This window comes from Ruegeria sp. TM1040 (assembly GCF_000014065.1).
Lineage (GTDB): Bacteria > Pseudomonadota > Alphaproteobacteria > Rhodobacterales > Rhodobacteraceae > Epibacterium.
This window is the reverse complement of record NC_008043.1, coordinates 439,471-456,614: the sequence shown is the minus strand read 5'-3', so window position 1 is coordinate 456,614 and position 17,144 is coordinate 439,471. Positions and strand designations below refer to the sequence as shown.

Sequence of the window (17,144 nt, the reverse complement as noted above, 5' to 3'; positions counted from 1 at the left end):
TCGCCCTCTCGCGGTTGTTCACCGATTGATAGGACAGTGCGCCCCCCTTGGGCAAGCCATTCAACCGCGTTCTGATGCCCGCGCCCTTTCGGAAAACGTCAGAAGCAGGTTCAAAAGTTCCTTGCGCGACAGAGGCTTGCTCAGGAACGTATCCATACCTGCATCTACACAGGCCTGCCGGCTCGTCTCGTCGACATTGGCTGTGAGCGCCGCGATATAGGGCTGGGTTATGTCAAACGAGCGGATCGCGCGGGTGGCTTCGAGCCCGTTCACCTCGGGCATGGACATGTCCATCAGGATCACCTGTGGGCGGAACCGTTTCGCCAGTTCCTGCGCCTCTGCGCCATTGGTGGCAAAGCGCAGCTCGAGCGGGGCATCGTCGAGAAACTTGCGGATCAGGAGGCGATTGACGCGATTGTCCTCGGCAACCAACAAGCGCAAACCCTGAAGCTGGTCCAACGCGGGCAGGGAGTCCGCATCCTCAGCCTCATCGGCGACGATAGAAGGGCAGTCCGCGACCCCCATGTCGAGCATGAGGGTAAAACAGGCCCCCTCCCCTTCGACCGAGGTGACATCGATGTCGCCGCCCATCGCCTGCGCCAACCCGCGCGAGATCGACAACCCAAGCCCGCTGCCGCCATACTTGCGGGAAATGGCATTGTCCGCCTGCGAGAAGCGCTCAAAGATCTTCTCCAGCTTGTCGGCAGGTATACCGATCCCGGTGTCTTCGACCTCAATCTTAAGCGCGACCTGATCTCCGGTCACCACGCCACGCAGCCGAATGAAGATCGACCCGCTTGTGGTGAATTTCACTGCGTTGCCAAGCAGGTTGACGAGGATCTGGCGCAGCCGGCGGTCATCTCCGGTGACCCACACGGGCACGTCCGGGTCAATCTCAACCGACAGCTCCAGATGCTTTTCGTCGGCCTGACCGCTCAGCAGGCGGACGATGTCGCCGACACAGGCATGGAGATCAAAATCAACGTTGAACAGCGACACCCCGGCAGCGTTCATATGCGACAGATCAAGCACATCGTTGATCAGCGCAAGAAGCGCCCGCGAGGACCCAAGGATCGTGTCGGTGTACAGGCGTTGATCCTCGCTCAGATCCGTTGCCTGCAACATCTGCGCCATGCCGATCACCCCGTTCATCGGGGTGCGGAATTCGTGGCTCATGGTGGCCAGGAACTCTTCCTTGATCCGTGCGCCTTCTTCCGCGGCCAAACGCGCTTCTTTCAGTTGGCGTTCATACTCCTTGGTGGCCGTGACATCCCGCTCTACCGCGATGTAGGTTTCGATCTGCCCGGTGTCGTCAAAGACCGGAACCTGATTGGTTTCGATCCAGATTTCCTTGCCATCCTTGCGTCGATTGATGAGCTCGGCGCGGAAAGGCTCTCCTTTTTCGCGCCCCGCCTCGATGACCCGCAGGGCGGCGGGATCGGTGTTTTCACTGTTGAGGATCTTGCCCGGGTTCTGCCCGACAAGTTCGTCAAACGTGTAGCCTGTGAGGCGCGAAAACCCGTCGTTGGCCCAGCGCACGATCCCGTCCCGACCAATCAGCATCACGCCATCATTGGCGTGTTCGGCAATCATCGCCAGGCGTCGCGCTTCTTGTTTTTGGTCAAAGAGACGCATGTAGGCGTCCTCGAGCGCCTGCCGTTGCAGCGCCTGAGACCGCAGGTTCCGACGTGAATTGCGGTGCCGTTTCTGCACCATCACGACAAACCAGATCTGCGTGAAAAAGAAGGCGACAAGCCCCGCCACCATCAGCTGCAAATCAGCGCCATGTGTCTGGTTCTGGAGCAAAATATGCGCGGTCAGGCCAAATGGCAAAAGCGAAAGCATCAAGAGGCGCACCGATGCGGCAAGCGGCACATATCTCAGATCCAAAGCGGCACTCAGCGCGGGTCCAAGCACGATACACAGCGCAAAGAACGGCTCCGCCAGGATTTCATGCGCGCCCGCCTCCGTATGCATCTGCACATAGGGGATGGCGGCAAATCCACAGACACTGCCAGCGTAGAGAACAGAAAACACAAAGATGATCCGCTTGGCTTTGGCAAGCGATGTGCCATTTTCAAGCCGCTCCGGCAGGCCGCGCAGATAGGTGGTCTCTGCCTTGTCCGTGATCAGGTAGAGCACAAAAAAGACGAGCGGCCAGAAGGGGCCAAAGATCACCGCCAGCACCGATGTGAGACCTGCCGCCGCAAACATCCGCGCGTAATACATCCGCGCGCGGATGACCGCGTACCGGATCAACAACCCACGAGGGCTGAAGCGCGCATTGTGCTGGGACAACGGTCCATCCGTGTCAGGCTGTGTTTGCTCCATGCTCCGCTGATCCGACTAGGTCGCCCTGAAACGTCAGGCTGTTGTTCTTATATTCGACCGAGATTAACAAATGACCTGCGCTGTCACGAAATTTTCACGCCTTTTTGACGCATATTCTCAAGCTGCGTTGCCAGGGACCCATCCAGATCGATTGCACGGCAGGCTGCCAGCTCAACTTCCACGGAAAAACCAAGTCGGCGCGCATCCAGAGCCGAAAACGCGACGCAGAAATCCGTGGCCAGGCCCACCAGTGTCAGATCCGAGATCCCGCGCGTGCGCAGGTAGCCTTCGAGCCCGGTCGGCGTGGTCTGGTCGTTTTCAAAAAACGCGGAATAGCTATCCACCTCGGGGCGAAACCCTTTGCGGATGATCATGTCCCCGTCAGTGCGCAGCCTTGGGTGAAACTCTGCGCCCTGGCTGCCCTGAACACAATGATCGGGCCACATAACCTGTTGACCATAATACATTTCCATCGTGTCAAAGGGCGCATGCCCGGGATGAGAACTGGCAAAGGACGAATGCCCCTTGGGATGCCAGTCCTGCGTCAGGATCACGGTGTCGAACCGCTCCATCATGGCGTTGATCGGGGCAACGACCTCATCGCCCTCCGTCACCGCCAGCGCGCCACCGGGGCAAAAATCATTCTGCACATCAATAACGAGAAGAGCCTGTGTCACTGCCGCCTCCATTGCTGTTGTTTTCACTAGAAGGAAACCGCGCCTGACAGAGTTTCAAGCGCAATCACCTTTGGGGAGATCCTAGCACTGCAGCGCTGTGACTTTATAGCAAGCCAATCCTACATTTCAGGTGTTTATTTTATGGCTGTTGCTTGACTTTTTCGCATCTTGCAAAAGCGTGCAACTCGCTCTATCCGCCCTCTCATGTATACCATCGCCGCACTCTATCAATTCTCCCGCTTCCCGGATCCCGCTGCTCTCAAGCCTGCGTTGCTCGCGCTGTGTCTGGAGCACGACGTCAAAGGGTCCTTGCTGCTGGCCCATGAAGGGATCAACGGCACGATCGCCGGTCCCCGCGCCGGGATTGATGCCGTGCTCGCACATATCAAGTCCCTGCCGGGCTGCGCGGATCTGGACTGGAAAGAGGCCACTGCGGACCATCCGCCCTTTGGCAAAATGAAGGTGCGTCTGAAAAAAGAGATCGTCACCATGGGTCAACCCGATGTCGATCCGCGTGCCTCGGTTGGACATTACGTTGAACCAGAGGACTGGAACGACCTGATCCGTTCGGACGACGTGGTGGTAATCGACACGCGCAACGACTACGAGGTGGCGATCGGGACCTTTGAGGGCGCCATCGACCCCAAGACCGAGAGCTTTCGCGAATTCCCGCAGTGGTGGGAGGAAAACAAGGACCGCTTTCACAACAAACGTGTGGCGATGTTCTGCACCGGCGGCATCCGCTGTGAAAAATCCACGAATTTTCTGCTCGGGCAGGGCGTCGAGGATGTCTACCACCTAAAAGGTGGAATCCTGCGCTACCTCGAAGAGGTCCCGCAGGACCAGAGCAGCTGGCAGGGCGAATGTTTCGTCTTTGACAACCGCGTCTCGGTCGGTCACGGGCTCAAAGAAGGCCCGCATGAGCTGTGCCATGGCTGCCGCCGCCCGATCCTGCCCGAAGACAAAGAACGCCCGGAGTTCGAGGCGGGCGTTTCCTGTCACAATTGCATCAATGAGACCAGCGCGCAGGACAAAATGCGCTTTCGCGAGCGTCAGAAACAGATCCGGCTCGCGCGCGAGCGCGGCGATATTCAAGAAGCCTGAGACCTCAGCCGTCGCTGAGGGACATGTGGTCGGGTGCCTCACCGGCCCGGTGGCGTTGATAGCACATCTGCAAGAGAGCCTCGTAGTCACGGGTCCAGCGCTTGGTATCAAAGAGAGGCGAGCCGTGCCGCGCCGCTGAAATTTTCTGCCTTAGGGCCAGAAGATCCTCTGGGTGGGTGGCAAGATGCACCGCCTTTGCCACATAGTCCTTGGTCGAGACCGTCGAGAGTTCCGGCACACCCGCCGTAGACAGGATGCTGGTCGCAACGCGTGCCGCAAACTGACGACCTGCAAGCGTCAGCAAGGGCACCCCCGCCCAGACCGCATCCGAAGCGGTGGTATGGGCATTGTAGGCAAAACAATCCAGACAAAGATCGACCTGCGCGATCCGCTCCAGATGCGCCGTCTGGGGAAGCGGGCCGCAGGCCAAGACCCGCGACGGCTCAACCCCGTGGGCCTGGGCTCGTTCGGCCAGCGCGGCGCCCAGGTCCGCCTTTCCGGAATAGAACAGGAGCACCGCCTGCGGCACCTCGCGCAAAATCTCCATCCAAGTTGCAAATTCGCTCGGGCCAACCTTGTGCGGATGATTGAAGCTCGCGAATACAAACCGGTCGTCCGGCAGGCCAAAGGCGGCGCGCCCACCTGCCCCCTCAGGCAGGATGCGCGAATTCGTGTTGGGCTGGTAGCATCCCGGCAGGCGGAGAATCTTTTCGCTGTAAAACCGTTCATCCCCGTCAGGAATGGTGATGCGATCCGCGATCATATAGTCCATTTCCGCAATCGCGGTTGTGCCTGGAAATCCCAGAAATGAAACCTGCACAGGCGCGACCCGGAGCGCAAAGATCATTGGTCGCGAGTCGGTGGTGATCCCCTTGAGATCAACGGCAATATCAAGCTGCTCCTGGCGGGCCAACGCGGCCGTTTCTGCGGCCGAAAGCGCACTAACGTCGTGATAGCAATCTGCAAAATCACGGATGATCTGATGCTGGCGAGACGTGGGATCCGGTTTGAAATCATACACATGGAATTCAAAGACGCCTTTGTCGTGCGCCTCAATCAGCCCTTCGATCAGATGCATCGTGGCATGTTCGCTGAAATCTGCCGAGAAATACCCGACACGGATCTTTTCATGCGGGGCATGCGGCTCCAGCGGCTGAACGGCGACATCGGGCGCGCTGCGTGCGGCGATCTTCAACTGCTGGGCTGGATCATCCACAAATGTCAGCGAGAGCAGCGGATCCACCTTGTGCGCGCTCTTGAGGAGCATCTCACATGCTGCGGCCTCTTCCTCATATGAGGTCCACTGCAAGTAGCGGCGATTGAGCCGCATGACCCAGGGGAGCGCCAGAGGGTTTTGGGGGTCGATCTCCAGCGCCTTCCTGAGGAGCACAAGCGCATCTTGATCGCGCCCGGCATCAACCAAGCGCACACCGAGTGCTGCCAGAAACACCGGGTGGTTGGGCGCACATTTCAACGCATTGGCCTGCGCCGCCAGCACCTCGGTGCCGGGCCCACCGGCGCGCTCGAGGATCTGCGCGAGATAGTGGTAGCTGAGCGCCGTCTCCCCTTCTTCATGCAAAGACCGCAAAAGCTGTTCCCTCGCTGCTGCAAGATTGCCCGCATTGAGCAGCGCAACCGCCGAAGCATAGAGCGGGGTCAGATCGCGGGGAGAAAACGCAATGGTCATTTCAAGGTCCGTCTTCCAAAGCTGGGTGTCGTGGGTCAGAACCCGAGCGTACCGTGCGAAACTTAAGATCCTTTCAAAGACGACGAGACGTGCGGGAAGGAGTTACGAAGCCCAATATGAAGCCCCATATAGTGGTCTCGGCTTAAGGGCTGCCACGTCACGAAACATTCTTGGATTTCATTCACGCCATGACTCACGTATATCACTGGCAGGTAAAAAGCTGAGGCAGTGATGATATGACGACACCCTTGTTGATCGTGGGCGCAGGCGAATTTGCCGACATCGCCTATGAGTATTTTACCTATGACTCCGATTATGACGTTGTGGGGTTTGCCGTCGAGGCCGCCTTTCGTGAGGGCGACACCCATTGTGGTCTACCGCTGATCGATCTGGAGACCGTCGAAGATCATTTCGATCCTTTGGAAGTGAAAGCGCATGTGGCCGTCACCAACACCCAACTCAATCGCGTCAGAGAGCGTCTGGTTGGGGTCATGCGAGAAAAAGGATACGGGCTCGCCAACTACATCAGTTCGCATGCCTTCGTGTGGCGTACCGCCGAGCTCGGCGAGAATGTTTTCATCTTTGAAAACAATGTTGTGCAACACGGGGTCAAGATTGGTGACGGTGTCGTACTATGGAGTGGGAACCACATCGGCCACCAGACCGAGATTGGAGAGTTCTGCTTCCTCTCCTCGCATGTCGTGGTGTCGGGGTATTGCAAGATCGGGCGGCGGTGCTTTGTCGGCGTCAATGCATCCTTTGCCGACAATATCGAGATCGGCGAAGACTGCTTTGTCGGGCTTGCAACAGTGGTCAATAAGTCTTTCAAAGAGCCTGGCCAACTCCTGACGGGGCATCCGGCCGAACCATCGCGGGTTAGCACCTATCGTTACTTCAAACTCAAGAACTGACATGGCTTGGCACAAACTTGGTCGGGTGTATTGCGCCGACGGATTTGCGGATTGGGCGCAGCACAGTTTCATGACACCGGTTCCCGTGCAGATGTCTGCGGATGTCATTCGTCTCTATGGGGGCATGCGCGATGATGCGGGTATCTCTCGGATTGGCTGGGTCGATCTTGATGCCCACAACCCACTTCGGGTGATCGCGGTCTGCGATGCACCGGCGCTGGACCTCGGCGAACCGGGCATGTTTGACGACAACGGCGTCATTCTTGGAGATGTGATCAGAACGTCCGAAGCCGAACTTCGGATGTATTACGTGGGCTTTCAGCTTGTTGAAAAGGCAAAGTTTTTGGCCTTCACGGGCGTAGCGATCAGCGATGCGTCTGGCACGCGCTTTGACCGGGTGTTCCCCACCCCGGTTCTAGATCGCGCGCCCGAAGCGTTGTTCATCAATGCGCTGCATAGCATTGCCCAAACAGAGACCGGGTTTCGCGCGTGGATTTCCTGCGGTCAGCGCTGGCAGGACATCAACGGGCGCATCTACCCACAGTACAATTGCTGGACGGTTCCATCAGAAGATGGCCTTCACTTTGACATGCGTGATGCAGTGAAGATCATGGATGTGAATGAGGCCGAATACCGCATCGGTCGCCCCCGTGCCAATCGTCTCGCAGATGGCAGTTTTGAGCTGCGCGTGACGTCGGATACGTTCGACAAGCACTATTCAAGCCACTTGGCGCACTCCAAAGACGGGATCGTGTTTCAGCGTTCAGATGAGGTTGAACTGCCTCGCGGAGCGCCCGGCGACTGGGATGCAGAAATGACATGCTATCCGGCAAGGATCGACACGCCAACTGGTCGTAGCTATCTGTTTTACAACGGAAACAACATGGGTGAGACCGGCGTCGGCGTCGCGGAATGGCAGGCTGAGGCATGACTGATCTGACCGTCAAGCCCTATGACGCGTCCGAGGCGGACGCATGGAACGCCTTTGTCGCGGCGTCGCGCAATGGCACTTTTTTGCATGACCGCCGCTTCATGGAGTACCATGCAGACCGGTTTCATGATGCATCGCTCGTGGTGAAGCGCGCGGGAAAAGTGCTGGCGCTGCTCCCTGCCAACCGTAGCGAGACACAAGTTGTCTCTCACGGCGGCCTTACCTATGGCGGTGTGATTGTCGGAAATGACATGCGCACAGGTTTGATGTTGGAGACCATGGCGGCAATCAGCGCGTATTTGCGCCAGACCGGCGCCACCCAACTGATTTACAAGCCAACACCGCATTTCTATCACAGCGCCCCAGTAGAGGAAGATCTCTATGCGCTGTCACGTCTTGGCGGACGCTTGATCCAGACCGATGCCTCTGCCGCTATTCCCCTCTCCCGCCGCCCAAAGGAATCCCAATCCCGGCGTCAGGCCGCAAAACGCGCCGCCAAAGAGGGCTTTGTCGTTTCGGAAACGCAGGACTGGTCTGCGTTCTGGGGTATATTGACTGATGTTCTGGCCGAACGACATGAGGCTGCGCCCACCCACTCGTTGGCAGAGATTGAGCAGCTTGCCCAGAGTTTTCCGAGTCGCATTCGCTTGTTTGGCGCGATGCAAGGCAACACCATGCAGGCAGGTGTCGTGAGCTTTGACTGCGGGCGCTGCATCCATATTCAGTACATCGCAGGCAACCCCGAAGGGCGGGCGGCAGGTGCGATCGATGCGATTATCCTGCACCTGATCCAATCCGTTTTTGCCGATCGCGACTGGTTTGATTTTGGCATCTCAACCACCGAAGGGGGGGCTGTCCTAAATCCGGGCCTTGCACAACAAAAAGAAATGTTTGGCGCGCGCTGCGTGATATATCAACGCTACGCTCTGGATCTCTGAGACGGTCGCGCCCACATCAAACCCCACACCAGATTAGAAAGAACAGGCTTCGGTCGCCCTTCAGGCGCGCGCAAACAGCTGTCGAATTTTGTTTTTCGCCATGTTGCGCCAGAACTTCCAACTGCCACGGTAGCCGTTATAGACCTCGGAAATTTCTGAATGCTCTGACGTCATGGTGGTCACGGTATCCATATCGCCCTCCGCAATAGAGGTCTTGAGCGCACGAACGACCCAAACCCGCCAGAGGTGCGGCATGGAGCGGTCAGGAAAAAAGCGATCCCGCCATTCGAGCGCGAGTTTTACCTGACGCCATGAGTTACGGTGAATGTTCTCGCTGTGTTTGCGGTATTGCACCCCGGGCCTATGCAGCAGGCAAAAACCCAGTTCAGGATGCGCTTGCATGTGACGAAAGATCTTCGTGCGGATGATCAGGTCATCCCCTTTTAGGTCCTCATCATAGCCCTTGATCGCGCGCACCACATGTGCCGAAATCACCACGCCCTGCATGTAGAGCAATCCAATGTGTTCGAATTCAAGCTCAAGCAAGGCTTCTGCCGTCGCGATCTCAAGCTCATAGAGCCCGGATTTGTAGAGCGGATCCGTCACCCGCCCGGCCCCGTCGACCTCCATGTTGCAGGTATTGGCAACGAAAACCAATTTAGGATCCGCGATCAAAAGTTCCATCTTGGTCGCGATGCAATCTGGAAGCAGCAGGTCATCCAGTGAGAACATCGACATATAATCGCCAGTGGCCGCCGCGATGCCCCGGTTCATGTTCATCGCGATATTGCCAGTATTTTCTTGTCGCAAAAATTTGTAGGGTCGTCCGCACGACTTGAGTGCCGCTTCTACGATGTCGGCATTGCCGTCTGTCGATCCATCGTCAACCACGATGATCTCGATATTGGGATAGGTCTGCTCTGCGACCGAAGCGATCGCCGCAGCTGAATACGCCGCGTGATTATACGTGAGGCAAATCACACTGCACCGTGGACATGCCGAGGCCTCCCCGCTTGGCGACGTCACGCCAAGAGCTCCTTGAGGGCGGCAATCACGCGCTGGGTATCATCGGTGGAAAGATGCGGACCCATTGGCAAGCTAAAGCATTCCTGCGACATCTGTTCCGTGATTGGAAAGGCCCCTTCGCCAAATCCGAGATCTTTGAAAGCGTTTTGTCGATGCGGCGGGATCGGATAGTGAATGAGTGTCTCCACCCCACGTTCTCGCAATGCGGTCATCAGGTCGTCGCGATCTGGGTGGCGGACGACGAAGAGATGCCAGACCGGCTCTGCCCAATCAGCGATTTTGGGCAGAACAAGCGCGGTTTCCGCCAAAGCATCCAGATACTCTGCTGCAACGGCTTGTCGACGACGATTCCACTCGTCAAGCAGTGGAAGCTTGACCGATAGCATCGCGGCTTGCAGCGGATCCAGGCGACTGTTTGTTCCCGGAAGGTCGTGAATGTACTTCTGGGAAGATCCGTAGTTGCTTAGCAACCGCATGCGCGCGGCGGCTTCGGCATGGTTGGTGGTAATCGCACCGCCATCACCAAGCGCGCCGAGGTTCTTGGACGGATAAAAGCTCCAAGTCGCGGCGTGGCCGACACTCCCGATCCGCGCGCCGTGACACCGAGCCCCATGACATTGCGCAGCATCTTCGATCACGATCAGATCACGCTCTGACGCGACGCGCATGATCCCATCGATGTCCGCTGGCTGACCATAAAGATGTACCGGAATCACCGCCCGTGTCCGCGGTGTGATTGCCTCTGCAACTGCCTCGGGTGTGATGTTGTAGGTCTCGGGATCCGGCTCGACGGGCACAATCACCGCACCGCGGCGAGCCACCGCAAGCCAGGTCGCGATGAATGTGTTGGCCGGAACGATGACCTCGTCCCCTGCGCCAATCTCAAAGGCATGAAGGGCAATCTCTATCGCCTCCAAACCATTGGCCACGCCGATGGCGTCTTTTGCGTCGCAGAACTTGGCAAAGGCGGTTTCAAACGCCGTAACTTCTGGCCCGCCAATGTACCAGCCAGAGCGCATCGCACGCTGAGCGGCCGCCTCGAGTTCTGCCGAAACCTCTGCATAAGCCGCGCTCAAATCCAGGAACGAAACGCTCATGACGCGCGCACCGCGCGGAGATACTCATCCCGATCCCGGATATAATCCGCCTCGTCATATGGCTCGGAAGCGAGCACCATGCAAACCGCACCTGAGGAGAAATTGTCCAGATACCGCCAGATCATTGGACAGATGTAGATGCCAAAATAAGACCGGTTGAGCTGAATGCGCTTGCTCTCGAAACCGTCGTCCAGACACACATCAAAACTACCCGACATGCAGACCATGAATTGATGCAGGTTCTTGTGCGCGTGCTCCCCGCGGTCGGACCCGCCTGGCACATCGTAGAGATAGTAGACACGCTTGATGTCGAACGGGATGTGGTTTTGCCCTTCAATGAAGGTCAGATTGCCACGGGCATCCGCTATGCGTGGGAGGTCGATGATCCGGCACTTTGAAATCGACATACTGGTTCCTGTGGCAGTTCGAGAGCTTTTGTATAGGAGGCCCGTTCGGCAAACTCAACACGTCTATGGTGCCGCCCACCCCGCGCCATAGGCTGCCAAGCCAAGACGCGAGGCAATCCATATGTGGCGGGTCTGCGCCAAAGATTTTCTTGGCAGCCGACACCAACTTGTGTCTAACTAACATTAGTTTTGCAACATTCTGTTTTTTGAACACATAAGTTGAAGGAGGTCGAAATGGCTTCTTCTATTGATCGCAGAACGGATCAATTTTGCGCGTGGATCCGCCTTAACTGTCTGCTTATATGCGCGTTGACTGCGCTTCCTTTGTCTGCCGCAGCACAAGACCAAAATGCCGCGCCGCCACCGCCTGCCGTCACCGTTGCAATCATTGAGGAGCGAAACTTTCAAGAAGCCGAAACTTTTTCGGGTCGCATCGAGGCCATTCAATCCGTCGATCTGATCGCGCGCGTGCAAGGTTATCTTAGTGCGCGGCACTTTGAAGAAGGGGCATTTGTCGAGAAAGGGCAGCCTCTCTATACGCTCGATCAGGACATCTATCGCAACACGGTGCATCAGGCAGAGGCGGCACTAGCCGTGGCACAAGCCACCGAAACCCTGGCGCAGCAGAAGTTTGATCGCCAAGAGGAACTGACCCGGCGGGACGTGCAATCTCGGGCGCTCCTTGAGGAAGCTCAGGCCAATCTTGCCGTCAGCCAGGCGAATGTTGCCGCCGCCCAGTCTCAGGTAGAAGCAGCGAGGATCAACCTCGCCTATACGGAGATCAGCGCGCCTATTTCGGGGCTCATCGGGCGATCTGCAGTTGCCACAGGAGATCTGATCAGCCCACAATCCGGCCCGATGGCGACCCTCGTGCAGTTTGATCCGATCTACGCGAGCTTTCCGGTGCCTCAGCGCAGCATGATCGATTTTCGCAAACGGGGCGCGCGTAACGAGGACGTGTTTGTCTCGCTCACCTTGGCAGATGGCTCTGTTTATCCGCATCACGGCGTGATCACCTTCACCGATGTGAGCGCGGCCTCTTCCAGCGATGCGGTCATCGTCCGCGCGACGGTTCCAAATCCGGACAACCTCCTGATCAACAACGGCCTTGTGGATGTGCATCTGGTGGCCAACGCCGACAGCCGCGCGCTTGCCCTGCCAGCGCAGGCACTCTTGCTGGATCAGCAGGGAGCATATGTGCTGGTGGTTGACGGTGACGACAGAGTGCAGGCCCAACGGGTCGAAGTGGGCACCCAGCGGGCCGGGTACCTGGAGGTCAAAGACGGGCTGGAGGCAGGTGCGCGGGTCATTGTTGAGGGCATCCAGAAGGCACGTCCGGGCAACAGGGTTACCGTCTCGCTTGTGAACACAGACAACTAGGGAGCGGCGCCATGATTTCAGAAGTCTTTGTCCGCCGCCCACGCCTGGCCATGGTGATTTCCATCGTCATAACCATCGCCGGCCTGATCGCCATGTCTGCCATTCCGGTGGCGCAGTACCCCGAGATCGCGCCCCCCACCGTCCAGGTCAGTGCCAGCTATAGCGGTGCGGACACGGCAACCGTAGAAGAAGCCATCGCGGTGCCGATTGAGAGCCAGGTCAACGGGGTTTCAGGCATGCGTTACATGCGCTCCAACTCCAACAACGCGGGCGAATACAGCCTCACTGTGAGCTTCGAGTTGGGTGAAGACCCGGATCTCGCCACCGTGAACGTGCAAAATCGCGTAAAGTTGGCTGAACCCCGACTTCCACAGGCGGTGCGCGATCAGGGCCTTCAGATCAAAAAGGCCTCCACGGACATCTTGCAGGTCTTTACTTTTCACTCAGACGACCCGGCGCATGACCAACTGTTCCTCGCCAATTTCGTCGCGATCAACATCATCGACGAGCTAAAGCGCATCGACGGCGTAGGGGACGTGTTCAACTACGGTGTCCGGGACTACGCGATGCGCATCTGGCTTGATCCGCAAAAAATGTCGGATCGCGAGATGAGCGTCGACGACATCGTAAGCGCCATACGCAGCCAGCACCTGCAGGCCTCGGCCGGGCGGATCGGCGCGGCCCCTCTTGTGGAAGATGGTGCGGGCTTGCAGATGACGATTGTTACCAAAGGCAAGCTGACCAGCGCCGATGAGTTCGAAAACATCATCCTCCGCAGCGAGACCGATGGATCTTTTGTGCGCGTCAAGGATGTGGCCCGCGTGGAGCTTGGCGCAGCGACCTACGATGTCGAGACTCGATTTGAAGGCACGCCGAGTGCGCCAATAGCGGTGTTTCTCTCCCCCGGAGCTAATGCGGTCGCGGTGGCCGAAACCGTGCGCCACAAGCTCGAAGAGTTGCAGGAACGGTTTCCCGACGGCGTAAGCTACAGCTTTATCTATGACACCGCCGAATTTGTCGAAGCCATGATCAAGAAGGTGGAACACACGCTGATCGAGGCCTTTGTCCTTGTCGGCATCGTTGTGTTTGTCTTTCTGGGACGCTTGCGCCCGACGCTCATTCCGCTGATCGCGGTTCCCGTTTCGATCGTGGGCACATTCGCGGTGCTCTTGGCGCTTGGGTATTCGGCCAATACGATTTCGCTCTTGGCGATGATCCTTGCAATTGGAATCGTGGTGGATGACGCGATCGTGGTGGTCGAGAACGTCGAAAAGGTCATGCATGAAGAGCCGCACCTGTCGCCCGCCGACGCGACGCGCAAGGCCATGAAAGAGATCACCGGGCCGATCATTGCAATCACGCTGGTGCTATTGTCGGTCTTTGTGCCGGTGGCATTCCTGCCCGGATCAAGCGGCGTCCTGTTTCGCCAGTTCGCGGTTACCATCTCGGCGGCAATGGTGATTTCTGCGATCAATGCGCTGACGCTCTCTCCTGCCCTCTGCGCGATCCTGATGAAACCTGGCGAACCGATCCGCTTCATGCGTAGGGTCTCTGATGGGATCGATGCCTTCAGCCGAGGCTATGGCAACCTGATCCGCAGGCTGGCGCGTTTGGCTGTATTGAGCCTGGCCCTGACGGCGCTCTTTGGCTTTGCGACCTTCCGGCTGGGCAGCATTACCCCCTCGGGATTTCTGCCGGCAGAAGACAAGGGTTTCATCCTTGCGGTCGCAACCCTGCCCCCCGGTGCCTCGTTGGATCGGACCACCGCCGTGCTGGAGGCAGGCGACGCCCTGATCCGCCAGGAAGAGGGCGTCGAGAGCATCGTTACCATCGCAGGTTTCAGCCTGATCGACGGTGGTCTGGCCTCGAATGCGGGCATCGTCTTTATCCGTCTTGCGGATTTTGCCGATCGCGAAGACCCTGCCATGCACTCGACGGAGATCGTGCGACGGATCACGGGCCGCCTGCAGCAGATCGGCGGCGCCAACTTCATCGCCTTGAACCCACCAGCGCTTCCGGGCGCCGGGGCGACGGGCGGCTTTGAGATGATGCTGGAGGCGCTACAGGGGCAATCGCCGCGCGAGATGGCAGCCGTCATGAACGGGGTCGTCGTCTCCGCCAATCAGGACCCGCGTCTCTCGGCGGTTTACTCTACCTTTGAGGCAGCCACTCCACAGGTGCGGCTCGATATTGATCGGGACCGGCTCTACACGCTGGGGCTGACACTGCCGCAGGTGTTTTCTTCTCTGCAGGGCACGTTGGGCGGGGTCTACGTGAACGACATTACCCTCTTTGGCAAAGGCTTTACGGTTTGGGTCAATGGCGATGCAGACTACCGAGGCAACATTGGCGCGATCAACAACATCCGCATCCGAAATGCGTCGGGCGAAATGGTGCCGGTCTCATCCTTTGCGACCGCGCGCCTAGAATCCGGCACACGCTCTCAGGTGCGCTACAACAACTATCGCGCTGTGGCGATAAACGGCAGCCCGGCCGCTGGCGTGGGCGATGGCGATGCAATTACCGCAATGGAGGAAATCGGCGCAGCAACCATCCCGGATGGGTTTGCCTATGAGTGGACCGGCATGGCGTCCGAGGTCAAAAGCTCGGCCGGGCAAACGGGGATTGTTCTGGGCTTTGCCCTGCTCTTTGCCTATCTGTTTCTGGTCGCGCTCTACGAGAGCTGGAATGTCCCGGTGGGCGTCATGCTTTCTGTGGTGGCCGCGGTAATGGTCGCCATTTTTGGCGTCTGGGTCGCGGGATCTTCCCTTGATGTCTATGTTCAGATCGGAATCGTGGTTCTCATCGCGCTGGCGGCCAAGAACGCGATCCTGATCGTAGAGTTTGCTTTGTTGCGATTGGGAGAGGGCAAATCGATTGAGGACGCCGCCGCCTTGGGGGCGCAAGAGCGTTTCCGTCCGGTGATGATGACTTCTTTTGCCTTTATCGCAGGTCTGGTTCCGCTGGTAACTGCCTCGGGTCCGGGGGCTGACAGCATGTTCGCCGTTGGGGTGCCAGTCTTTGCGGGGATGATCGGATCCGCTGTCATTGGCGTGATCTTGATCCCCTTGTTGTTCATCGTGTTTGAGCACATGCGCAGCTGGAGCAGGCGCGCATCTCCTGCTGCGGACAGCCAATAAGGCGCCCCGGCCTGAACCCGCCGAACCGGCTGCTCAACCGCCAAAACAAACATCCCCGGACCCTTGGCGCAATGCTTTGGTCCGGGGATCTCGAAAACTCAGAATTGTGGCCAGGATGCCGTACTCAGCCCTGCTCGCGCTCCATCTCCTCGAGCATCTTGCGCGCGCGCGGGCAGGCAAGACGTTCGCGCAGAGGGCTGTCGGGGTCGATGTCTTTCTTGCAAACCAGACATTTGTCCGCATCCGCAATGGCGTTGAGACCGCCGCAGCTGCCTTTGATGGTGCGCCCGCTGAACATGACCCCAAAGGCCATTCCCACCATGACGATAAGGAACAAACCAAAGGTCAGCAGAAAGGTCGACATTGCGGGCTCCCAGAGATCAGGCGGCGCAGATTACGCGGTCAGCGCCTCGAAACGGTTTGATGCGACAGAGGTAAACCCATTGTCGCCATTTGCAACCGCACGATCAAGGAACAGAACCGCGAGATCACGCTGATTTGCGATCTCGAGACCGCGCTCGCGACCCAGCACCAGCATCGCTGTCGCCCATGCATCCGCCAGCATCGCGTTGTCGGTCAGAACGGTGACAGACGCGGTGTCGTGTTCCACCGGACGGCCCGTGGTGGCGTCGATGATATGCGAGTAGCGCTTGCCATCGACGTCAAAGAAGTTGCGGTAATCGCCAGAGGTGGCCATGCCCATGTCAGAAAGCCCAACCACCTGGGTCACGCCACGGTCAAAAGCCTCGGGCGTCTCAATCCCGATCTGCCAGGGCTGACCATCGGGGTTGCGCCCAGCGGTGTAGAGATCGCCACCGATCTCGACCATGTAGTCGGTGATGCCATAGCCCTTGAGGACTCGGGCCAGCTGATCAACACCGAACCCTTTTCCGATGGAGGACAGATAGACCTCGGCGCCAGCGTTAAGCTTCTTGAGGCCACCGGCCTCAAGCTCGACCGACTGCGCCTGACCGCAGCACCCCATGGCAGCCGCAATCTCGGCCTCGGAGGGAAGATCGCTGCGGGTCTGACCCGCGCCAAAGCCCCAAAGATCGATGAGACCACCCACGGTCACGTCAAACGCACCGTCGCTTGCAAAATGCACGTCCTGCGCAGCCTGCATCACATGATGCAGCTCGCCAGAGACCGACAGGCTCTCGCCAGCGGCCAGCGCGTTGAACTGCGACACCTCGGACGCGGCATCCCAGTTGGACATCTGCACGTTGACCTGCGCCAGCGCCTTGTCGACAGCCGCCTGCAGCTCTGCTTTCTCGACGGATTTGCTGTGATCGATCGCAACGATCGAGTAGCTTGTCCCCATCGTCAGCCCGCTGAGTTCCAACAGCGACCACCCTTTCTTGCAGGCCATCAGGGCAAGAGGCATGACCATAAAGCTACGGCGAGAAAGGAGAAGAGGGTTCGACACAGGCCTACTCCGCTAGTGTTGCTAGGTGTTCAACGCTTGGTTCCGTGCGCTTCTGGGACAGAAACAGGACGGGTTCAACAGGAAATTAT

At 58.3% G+C, this 17,144-nt stretch carries 14 protein-coding genes; 6 read left to right on the top strand and 8 right to left on the bottom strand.

The genetic code is table 11. The features are described from left to right. Positions 1–60: 60 nt before the first annotated feature. Both TM1040_RS02575 and pncA read right to left on the bottom strand, forming a co-directional pair. On the bottom strand, positions 61–2,298 hold the full coding sequence (locus TM1040_RS02575) for a hybrid sensor histidine kinase/response regulator (protein ID WP_254658803.1): 2,238 nt from the start codon (positions 2,296–2,298) through the stop codon (positions 61–63). A 116-nt stretch (positions 2,299–2,414) separates the two neighbouring features. Then, complete coding sequence (pncA, locus tag TM1040_RS02570; RefSeq protein ID WP_011537045.1) at positions 2,415–3,020, bottom strand: bifunctional nicotinamidase/pyrazinamidase; 606 nt, start codon at positions 3,018–3,020, stop codon at positions 2,415–2,417. Positions 3,021–3,212: 192 nt separating this feature from the next. On the opposite strand from pncA, the gene TM1040_RS02565 reads away from it, so the two are divergent. Beyond that, positions 3,213–4,112 carry a rhodanese-related sulfurtransferase gene (locus TM1040_RS02565; protein WP_011537044.1) on the top strand — a complete coding sequence of 300 codons (900 nt, stop codon included), beginning with the start codon at positions 3,213–3,215 and terminating at the stop codon, positions 4,110–4,112. Positions 4,113–4,116: 4 nt separating this feature from the next. On the opposite strand, the gene TM1040_RS02560 is transcribed toward TM1040_RS02565, so the two are convergent. Continuing rightward, positions 4,117–5,799, bottom strand: a complete 1,683-nt coding sequence (locus TM1040_RS02560; RefSeq protein WP_011537043.1) for a UDP-N-acetylglucosamine-peptide N-acetylglucosaminyltransferase — start codon at positions 5,797–5,799, stop codon at positions 4,117–4,119. A gap of 236 nt (positions 5,800–6,035) precedes the next feature. Between TM1040_RS02560 and TM1040_RS02555 the strand changes: the two genes are divergently transcribed. From TM1040_RS02555 to TM1040_RS02545, 3 genes are read left to right on the top strand one after another with little or no spacing between them, the layout of a single operon-like run. Beyond that, positions 6,036–6,710 carry an acetyltransferase gene (locus TM1040_RS02555; RefSeq protein WP_011537042.1) on the top strand — a complete coding sequence of 225 codons (675 nt, stop codon included), beginning with the start codon at positions 6,036–6,038 and terminating at the stop codon, positions 6,708–6,710. A 1-nt stretch (position 6,711) separates the two neighbouring features. Next, entirely contained in the window at positions 6,712–7,641 is a 930-nt protein-coding gene (locus TM1040_RS02550) for a hypothetical protein (RefSeq protein ID WP_011537041.1), read from the top strand. Further along, a complete protein-coding gene (locus TM1040_RS02545) occupies positions 7,638–8,579 on the top strand; it encodes a GNAT family N-acetyltransferase (RefSeq protein WP_011537040.1) in 942 nt (313 codons plus the stop codon). Before TM1040_RS02550 ends, TM1040_RS02545 begins: the two co-directional genes overlap by 4 nt. A gap of 60 nt (positions 8,580–8,639) precedes the next feature. Here TM1040_RS02545 and TM1040_RS19680 read toward each other — a convergent pair whose 3' ends face one another. From TM1040_RS19680 to TM1040_RS02530, 3 genes are read right to left on the bottom strand one after another with little or no spacing between them, the layout of a single operon-like run. Further along, positions 8,640–9,605 (bottom strand): glycosyltransferase family A protein, encoded by a 966-nt coding sequence (locus TM1040_RS19680; protein WP_011537039.1) that lies wholly within the window; start codon positions 9,603–9,605, stop codon positions 8,640–8,642. Then, positions 9,602–10,702, bottom strand: coding sequence for a DegT/DnrJ/EryC1/StrS family aminotransferase (locus tag TM1040_RS02535; protein WP_011537038.1), 1,101 nt, complete (start codon positions 10,700–10,702; stop codon positions 9,602–9,604). Before TM1040_RS02535 ends, TM1040_RS19680 begins: the two co-directional genes overlap by 4 nt. After that, a complete protein-coding gene (locus TM1040_RS02530) occupies positions 10,699–11,109 on the bottom strand; it encodes a sugar 3,4-ketoisomerase (protein ID WP_011537037.1) in 411 nt (136 codons plus the stop codon). The genes TM1040_RS02535 and TM1040_RS02530 overlap by 4 nt, the downstream gene beginning before the upstream one ends. A gap of 324 nt (positions 11,110–11,433) precedes the next feature. On the opposite strand from TM1040_RS02530, the gene TM1040_RS02525 reads away from it, so the two are divergent. Together TM1040_RS02525 and TM1040_RS02520 are read left to right on the top strand one after the other, a co-directional pair. Then, a complete protein-coding gene (locus tag TM1040_RS02525; RefSeq protein WP_254658801.1) occupies positions 11,434–12,489 on the top strand; it encodes an efflux RND transporter periplasmic adaptor subunit in 1,056 nt (351 codons plus the stop codon). Positions 12,490–12,500: 11 nt separating this feature from the next. After that, positions 12,501–15,629, top strand: coding sequence for an efflux RND transporter permease subunit (locus tag TM1040_RS02520; RefSeq protein ID WP_011537035.1), 3,129 nt, complete (start codon positions 12,501–12,503; stop codon positions 15,627–15,629). A gap of 124 nt (positions 15,630–15,753) precedes the next feature. On the opposite strand, the gene nqrM is transcribed toward TM1040_RS02520, so the two are convergent. Both nqrM and TM1040_RS02510 read right to left on the bottom strand, forming a co-directional pair. Beyond that, a complete protein-coding gene (gene nqrM / locus TM1040_RS02515; protein ID WP_011537034.1) occupies positions 15,754–15,993 on the bottom strand; it encodes a (Na+)-NQR maturation NqrM in 240 nt (79 codons plus the stop codon). A gap of 30 nt (positions 15,994–16,023) precedes the next feature. After that, the gene (locus tag TM1040_RS02510; RefSeq protein ID WP_011537033.1) at positions 16,024–17,055 is read right to left on the bottom strand and encodes an FAD:protein FMN transferase; all 1,032 of its coding nucleotides are present in this window, start codon (positions 17,053–17,055) and stop codon (positions 16,024–16,026) included. Positions 17,056–17,144 lie beyond the last annotated feature (89 nt).